Here is a 7043-nt window from a genome sequence, read left to right on the forward strand (position 1 = left end):
GCTCATCGAGTCGACTGGCCTTCGAGGCGCGGCCGGATCGCGGCCAGTTCTTGGCGGATCCGGTCACTGTCGGCGTGCGGGTACCACCCGTCGTCGAAGCGCCTGGCCAGCAGGGATGCGTCTCTGAAATCGCGTGCCTGCCGACGCATCGACGCGATCGCCCGGGATATCCAGTTTCGTTCCATGTTTCGATGATCTGCCCGAAGTGGCTTGCCTTTCAATATCCAGTTGGTGAATACTGGCTCGAATGGTGGCACCGATGCTGTCCCGCAAGCTCGATCCCGACCGATTGGCCCGCGAATTGGGCAACTGGCGGACCGCGAATGGCTCCGGCCCCGTGTACCGCGGTCTTGCCGACGGCATCCGGATGTTGATCGTCGACGGCAGGTTGCCGATCGGCGCCCAGTTGCCCAGCGAGCGGGTGCTTGCCGAGTCCCTCCGGGTGTCGCGCACCACAGTGACGACGGCCTACGCCCAGCTCGGCGAGGATGGCTATCTGCAGTCGCGGCCCGGCGCCCGCAGTACCACCGCGCTACCCGCCCCCTCCGCTCCCCTCGTCCGCTCTCTCGACACCGAGATGCCTGGCGCGGCGACGATCAACCTCGCCGCCGCCGCGCTTCCCGCCCCGTCCTCCGACGTCCTGGCCGCGTACACGGAGGCCGCCCAACGCATGACGCCGTACCTCGACACCCCCGGCCTGGAGATGTCGGGCATTGCTCCGCTGCGCGAAGCGATCGCCACGCGGTACTGCGAGCGAGGCCTCCCGACCACCCCGGACGAAGTCATGGTCACGACGGGCGCCCTGCAGGCGATCGGACTCATCATCGCCACGTTCATCCAGCCAGGTGACCGAATCTTGGTGGAGCAGCCCAGTTTTCACGGTGCACTAGCGGCGATTGCGGCAGCTGGCGCCCGCGCCGTGCCCGTGGCGCTGAATCCCGAAGCCGCCGACGACGCCTGGGATCTCGAGGCGCTGAACTTTGCGGTGCGCCAGCTCGCGCCGAACCTGGCCTACCTGATGCCCGACTGTCACAACCCCACCGGTCTGACCCTGCCCGCCGAGGCACGGATCCGGCTGGCGCACATCATCGCCGACACCAGGACCAGAACGATCGTCGACGAGACGATGGTCGACGTCTGGCTCGACGAACCGGTCCCACCGCCGCTGGCGTCGGTGATGACGACGCGCCACGATCTGGTGCTCACCGTCGGCTCGATGTCCAAGTCGTTCTGGGGCGGCCTGCGGATCGGGTGGATCCGGGCCGAGCGGTCTGCCCTGGCGACCGTTGAGGCGGTCCGCCCGTCGATCGACCTGGGCACGCCGATCCTCGAGCAGCTGGCCGCGGCAAGGCTTCTCGCCTCGGCAGACAGCGTGCTGCCGGGCCGCAGACAGTTGATCCGCGAGCGCCGGTCCCTGATGACGGCGCTGCTCGCCCACCATCTTCCGGACTGGGAGCCGCTGCCGGCGCCTGGACAGCCCGTCAGCGGGCTGGCGCTGTGGGTGCGGCTACCCGCTCCGATGAGTTCGGCGCTGTCTGCGGCCGCCTCCCGACTCGGCGTCGAGATACCCCCAGGCCCGCGGTTCGGTGTCGACGGCACGTTGGAGCGCTACATCAGGGTGCCGTATACGCTGCCCGAGGACCAGTTGCCCTACGCCGTCGAACTCCTGGCCCGCGCATGGCACAACGTCACCGGATCCTTGAACGGGCAGCGCGGCGCAGTCGTCGTCTGACGCCCCTAGTGCGGGTCAGACGTCGGGGATGTCGACGCGCCGCAGCGTGCCGTCGACCGCGTCGGCGGCCTCGATCTCGCCCCGCGTGACGCCGAGGATGAACAACACCGTGTCGAGATACGGATGGCTCAGTGAGGCGTCGGCAACCTCCCGAAGAGCGGGCTTGGCGTTGAACGCCACGCCCAGCCCGGCCGCTGCCAGCATGTCGATGTCGTTGGCGCCGTCGCCCACGGCGACGGTCTGCTCCATCGGAACCCCGGCCTGTTGCGCAAAGTCCCTCAGCGCCTTCGCCTTTCCCGGCCGGTCGACGACGTCACCCACCACCCTGCCGGTCAGCTTGCCGTCGACGATCTCCAGTTCGTTGGCCGCGACGAAGTCCATCATCAGCTCGTGGGCCAGCGGTTCGATCACCTGACGGAAGCCACCGGAGACGATGCCGCAGTGGAAGCCCAAGCGGCGCAACGTTCGTATCGTCGTCCTGGCGCCCGGGGTGAGCTCGATCTGGTCGGCGACGTCGTCGAGCACCTCGGCGGGCAGGCCCGCCAGCGTCGCGACCCGCTTGTGCAGTGACTCCGCGAAGTCGAGCTCACCACGCATCGCGGCCTCGGTGACCTCCGCGACGGCGGCCAGCGCGCCCGCCCGCTCGGCCAGCATCTCGATCACCTCACCCTGAATCAGGGTCGAGTCGACGTCGAACACGATGAGCCGCTTGGCCCGTCGCGACAAGCTGTAGTCCTCCAGCGCGATGTCGACGCTCTCCGCGACGGCCACGCGCGCCAACGCGGTCTGCAATTGGCTGTAGGCCGCGCCTGGCGGCACCGACACGCGCAGCTCGAGTCCGGTCACCGGGTAGTCCGAGACCCCACGGATGGTGTCGATGTTGACGCCCAGCGCGGCAACCTCCTTGGCCACCACGCCGAATGCCTCGGCGGTGATGGGACGGCCCAGTACGACGATCGTGTGCGTGGACGGTTCCCGGAGGACCGGAAGGTCGTCACTGCGCTCGACCGTCACGTCGAGGCCGATGTCCCAAATGGCCTTCTGCACCTCGTCGCGCAGCGCTCCACCGCTCATCACGTCGATGGGTCCGGCGACGAGCACGGCCAGCGTCAGGCGCTTGCGTACGACGACCTGTTCGACGTTGAGGAGTTCGACCTCGTGCCGCGCGAGTACCTCGAAGAGCGCCGACGTGACACCTGGCTGATCGCGCCCGGTGACCGTGATCAGCAGGCTCGAAGTAGACCTATCCACGCCGTTGCGTCGCCTACCGTCAGGTACGCACTTGGGCGTCGTCACGTTCGGTGACGTCGCCACCCGACGGGTGTGGTCCGCCACCGATGTGGGCCTCGGCCCGCATCCGCTCGACCATGTGCGGGTAGTGCAGCTCGAAAGCTGGTCGCTCCGAACGGATCCGAGGAAGCTCGGTGAAGTTGTGCCGCGGCGGCGGGCAACTGGTCGCCCACTCCAGGGAGTTGCCGTAGCCCCACGGATCGTCCACCACCACCGGCTCGCCGTAGCGCCAGCTCTTGAACACGTTCCACACGAACGGGATCGTCGAGATGCCAAGGATGAACGCACCGATGGTCGAGACCACGTTCAGCGTGGTGAACCCGTCGCTGGGCAGGTAATCGGCGTAGCGGCGGGGCATGCCCTCGTCACCGACCCAGTGCTGCACCAGGAACGTGGTGTGGAAGCCGATGAACGTCAGCCAGAAGTGCAGCTTGCCCAGCCGCTCGTCGAGCAATCGGCCCGTCATCTTGGGGAACCAGAAGTAGATGCCCGCGTAGGTGGCGAACACGATGGTGCCGAAGAGCACGTAGTGGAAGTGCGCGATGACGAAGTAGCTGTCGGTGACGTGGAAGTCCAACGGCGGGCTGGCCAGCAGCACGCCGGACAGGCCACCGAGCAGGAACGTGACCAGGAAGCCGACCGAGAACAGCATCGGCGTCTCGAACGTCAACTGGCCCTTCCACATCGTGCCTATCCAGTTGAAGAACTTGATGCCCGTCGGCACGGCGATGAGGAACGTCATGAACGAGAAGAAGGGCAGCAGCACCGCGCCGGTGGCGTACATGTGGTGGGCCCAGACCGCCACCGACAGGGCGGCGATGGCGAGCGTCGCGTAGATCAGGGTGGTGTAGCCGAAGATCGGCTTGCGGCTGAACACCGGGAAGATCTCGCTGACGATGCCGAAGAACGGCAGCGCGATGATGTACACCTCGGGGTGCCCGAAGAACCAGAACAGGTGCTGCCACAACAGCACCCCGCCGTTGGCCGGGTCGTAGACGTGCGCGCCGAGATGGCGGTCGGCGGCGAGACCGAACAGCGCGGCGGTCAGCAGCGGGAACGCCAACAGCACCAGGATCGACGTCACCAGGATGTTCCAGGTGAAGATCGGCATCCGGAACATCGTCATGCCGGGGGCGCGCATGCAGACCACGGTGGTGATCATGTTCACGCCACCGAGGATGGTGCCAAGACCACCGACGGCCAGGCCCATGATCCACAGGTCACCGCCCGCGCCGGGTGAGTGGATGGCGTCGGTCAGCGGTGAGTAGGCGGTCCAGCCGAAGTCAGCGGCGCCGCCGGGGGTGACGAAACCGCCGATCGCAATGAGGGCGCCGAAGAGGAACAGCCAGAAGGAGAACGCGTTGAGCCGCGGGAACGCCACGTCGGGGGCACCGATCTGCAGCGGCAGCACCAGGTTCGCGAAGCCGAACACGATGGGCGTCGCGTAGAACAGCAGCATCACCGTGCCGTGCATGGTGAACAGCTGGTTGTACTGCTCGTTGCTCAGGAACTGCAGCCCCGGCAGCGCGAGTTCGGCGCGCATGAACAGCGCCATCAAGCCGCCGATGAAGAAGAAGATGAAGCACGCGACGCAGTACATGATGCCGATCAACTTGTGATCGGTGGTCGTCACCAGCTTGTAGATCAGGTTGCCCTTGGGACCCATCCGCGCCGGGAACGGACGGCGTGCCTCGAGTTCTCCGATTGGGGGCGCTTCGGCTACCAACAGGTCCTCCAAAAGTTCGTCGGGAGCAATCCCGCTGGGCCTCGAGATGCTCGGGCGCAATCTTATCCCCCGCAGCCCCCGGTGGCGTCGTGGGTCCTACAAACCGTCGTAATTGGCAGGAACCTCTCGGTTGACGTGGTCTGACCGGCCCGGGAGCGCCGTTACGCCCCGACGAATTGGTACCGTCGCGGCGTGTTGCCATGCAAAGCGCGGGTCGGCCCGATCGTGTCGGGTGCCGCCGTCGCCACCGCGCTGATCGTGACCTCGATCAGCGGCTGTGGCGGGTCGACGGGGCCGTCGACGCCGAATGCGGCGAACTCGGTGATCACCAGCACCACTCGAATCGCGGGTGCCGGCGTCCTGGGAAACGAGCGCAGGCCCGACGAGTCCTGCGCCGCGGATCCCGCACCGCTCGACGACGGCCCCGAGACCCGCGAGGTCCGCCACGAGGCGGGTGTCACCCGGGTGCCCGCGGACCCGCAGCGCATCGTGGTGCTCTCCGGCGACCAGCTCGACGCGCTCTGCGCACTGGGACTGCAGACGCGGATCGTGGCGGCCGCGCTACCCGACGGTTCGTCGACCCAGCCGTCGTATCTGGGCACCGTCGTCCACGACCTCCCGGCCGCCGGTAGCCGCAGCGCCCCCGACCTGGCAGCGATCGAGGCCGCCAAGCCCGATCTGATCCTCGGCTCGCAGGGGCTGACGCCGGAGTCCTACGGCGCCCTGACGGCGATCGCACCGACCGTGTTCACCGGCCCGCCCGGGCCGGGCTGGCAAGAGACGGTACGGACCGTCGGGGAGGCGACCGGCCGCGGCGGCGCTGCGAACCAACTGATCGACGACTTCAACTCCGATGCCGACAAGACCGGCATCCAGAACGATGCGACCCACTACCAAGCCTCGATAGTGCAGTTGACCGAGAACACCATGAGAGTCTTTGGCATCGACGACTTTCCGGCCAGCGTCCTCGGTGCCGTCGGCGTCGACCGGCCCGCCACGCAGCGCTTCAAGGACAAACCCTACGAAGAGATCGGGACGACGGACCTCTCGACGTCGACCGACTTCTCGGCCGCCGACGGCGACATCCTCTATCTCTCGTTCGACTCGTCTGCGGCCAAGGACAACGCCGCCGAGGTGCTCGAGAGCGACGCCTGGAAGAAGTTGTCGGCCACCCGCGACAACCGCGTCTTCGTCGTGAACAACGAGGTGTGGCAGACGGGCGAGGGCATCGTGGCGGCCCGCGGGATGCTCGCCGACCTGCGCTACGTGAACGCGCCGATCAACTAGCGTCTGCGTCGCGTTGCACGTGGCCGGAGTCGTTCGCTACGGGCGGACGGGCTTCGCCGCGACGCTCCGCGCCCCCTGGCTCTAGCCTGGTAGTTACCGGAGTTTGGGACTAATCCGACAGAGGACGAAGTTGGCACCACCGGGGGCGCAATGCAGCGCCCATTTCATGCCCTTGCCAAAGCTCAGGCGAGGGTTCGCATGACAAGACGACAAGAGGGTACGTAGAGAAGATGACCACTACCGTTAATGCCATCGCCGCCACGTCGGCCACCGAGCCACTCGCCAAGACCACCATCGAACGCCGCGACGTCGGCCCGCACGACGTCGCCTTCGACATCAAATTCGCGGGCATCTGTCACAGCGACATCCACACCGTCAAGGCCGAATGGGGCCAGCCCGAATACCCGGTCGTCGCGGGCCACGAGATCGCCGGCGTCGTCACCGAGGTCGGCTCCGAGGTCACCAAGTACAAGGTCGGCGACCACGTCGGCGTCGGCTGCTTCGTCGACTCCTGCCGTGAGTGCGACAACTGCAAGGCCGGACTGCAGCAGTACTGCACCGGGCCGGGCGGCATGGTCGGTACCTACAACGCCACCGAGCGCGACGGCACCCCGACCTACGGCGGCTACAGCCAGGCCATCGTCGTCGACGAGAACTACGTTCTGCGCATCCCGGACAGCATCCCGTTGGACAAGGCCGCTCCCCTGCTGTGCGCAGGCATCACCCTGTTCTCCCCGCTGCACCACTGGGGCGCGGGACCCGGCAAGAAGGTCGCCATCGTCGGACTCGGAGGTCTCGGCCACATGGGTGTCAAGATCGCGCACGCGATGGGCGCCGAGGTGACGGTCCTGAGCCAGTCGCTCAAGAAGATGGAGGACGGCCTGCGCCTCGGCGCGGACGAGTACTACGCGACCAGCGACCCCGACACGTTCACCAAGCTGGCGGGCAAGTTCGACTTGATCGTCAACACCGTGTCGGCGACTCTCGACCTCGCCGCCTACATGGGCC

The 7043-nt window shown here is 67.1% G+C and carries 6 protein-coding genes; 3 read left to right on the forward strand and 3 right to left on the reverse strand.

All coding sequences use genetic code 11. The annotated features are described in order from the left end of the window. Window positions 1–2: 2 nt before the first annotated feature. Window positions 3–185, reverse strand: a complete 183-nt coding sequence (locus tag ABW137_RS07700; RefSeq protein ID WP_526398530.1) for a hypothetical protein — start codon at window positions 183–185, stop codon at window positions 3–5. Window positions 186–247: 62 nt separating this feature from the next. Between ABW137_RS07700 and yczR the strand changes: the two genes are divergently transcribed. Beyond that, the gene (gene yczR, locus ABW137_RS07705) at window positions 248–1732 is read left to right on the forward strand and encodes a MocR-like transcription factor YczR (RefSeq protein WP_526398532.1); all 1485 of its coding nucleotides are present in this window, start codon (window positions 248–250) and stop codon (window positions 1730–1732) included. 15 nt (window positions 1733–1747) lie between these two features. On the opposite strand, the gene serB is transcribed toward yczR, so the two are convergent. Both serB and ctaD read right to left on the reverse strand, forming a co-directional pair. Then, the gene (gene serB, locus ABW137_RS07710) at window positions 1748–2983 is read right to left on the reverse strand and encodes a phosphoserine phosphatase SerB (RefSeq protein WP_526398533.1); all 1236 of its coding nucleotides are present in this window, start codon (window positions 2981–2983) and stop codon (window positions 1748–1750) included. 19 nt (window positions 2984–3002) lie between these two features. After that, entirely contained in the window at window positions 3003–4748 is a 1746-nt protein-coding gene (ctaD, locus tag ABW137_RS07715) for an aa3-type cytochrome oxidase subunit I (RefSeq protein WP_526398535.1), read from the reverse strand. 192 nt (window positions 4749–4940) lie between these two features. On the opposite strand from ctaD, the gene ABW137_RS07720 reads away from it, so the two are divergent. After that, window positions 4941–6035, forward strand: a complete 1095-nt coding sequence (locus tag ABW137_RS07720) for an iron-siderophore ABC transporter substrate-binding protein (RefSeq protein ID WP_526398537.1) — start codon at window positions 4941–4943, stop codon at window positions 6033–6035. Window positions 6036–6265: 230 nt separating this feature from the next. Beyond that, window positions 6266–7043, forward strand: a 778-nt coding sequence (locus ABW137_RS07725) for an NAD(P)-dependent alcohol dehydrogenase (protein ID WP_526398539.1), incomplete at its 3' end; no start/stop codon positions are given.

Origin of the sequence: Mycobacterium sp. (assembly GCF_040509115.1) — a bacterium.
In the GTDB taxonomy this organism is placed as follows: domain Bacteria; phylum Actinomycetota; class Actinomycetes; order Mycobacteriales; family Mycobacteriaceae; genus Mycobacterium.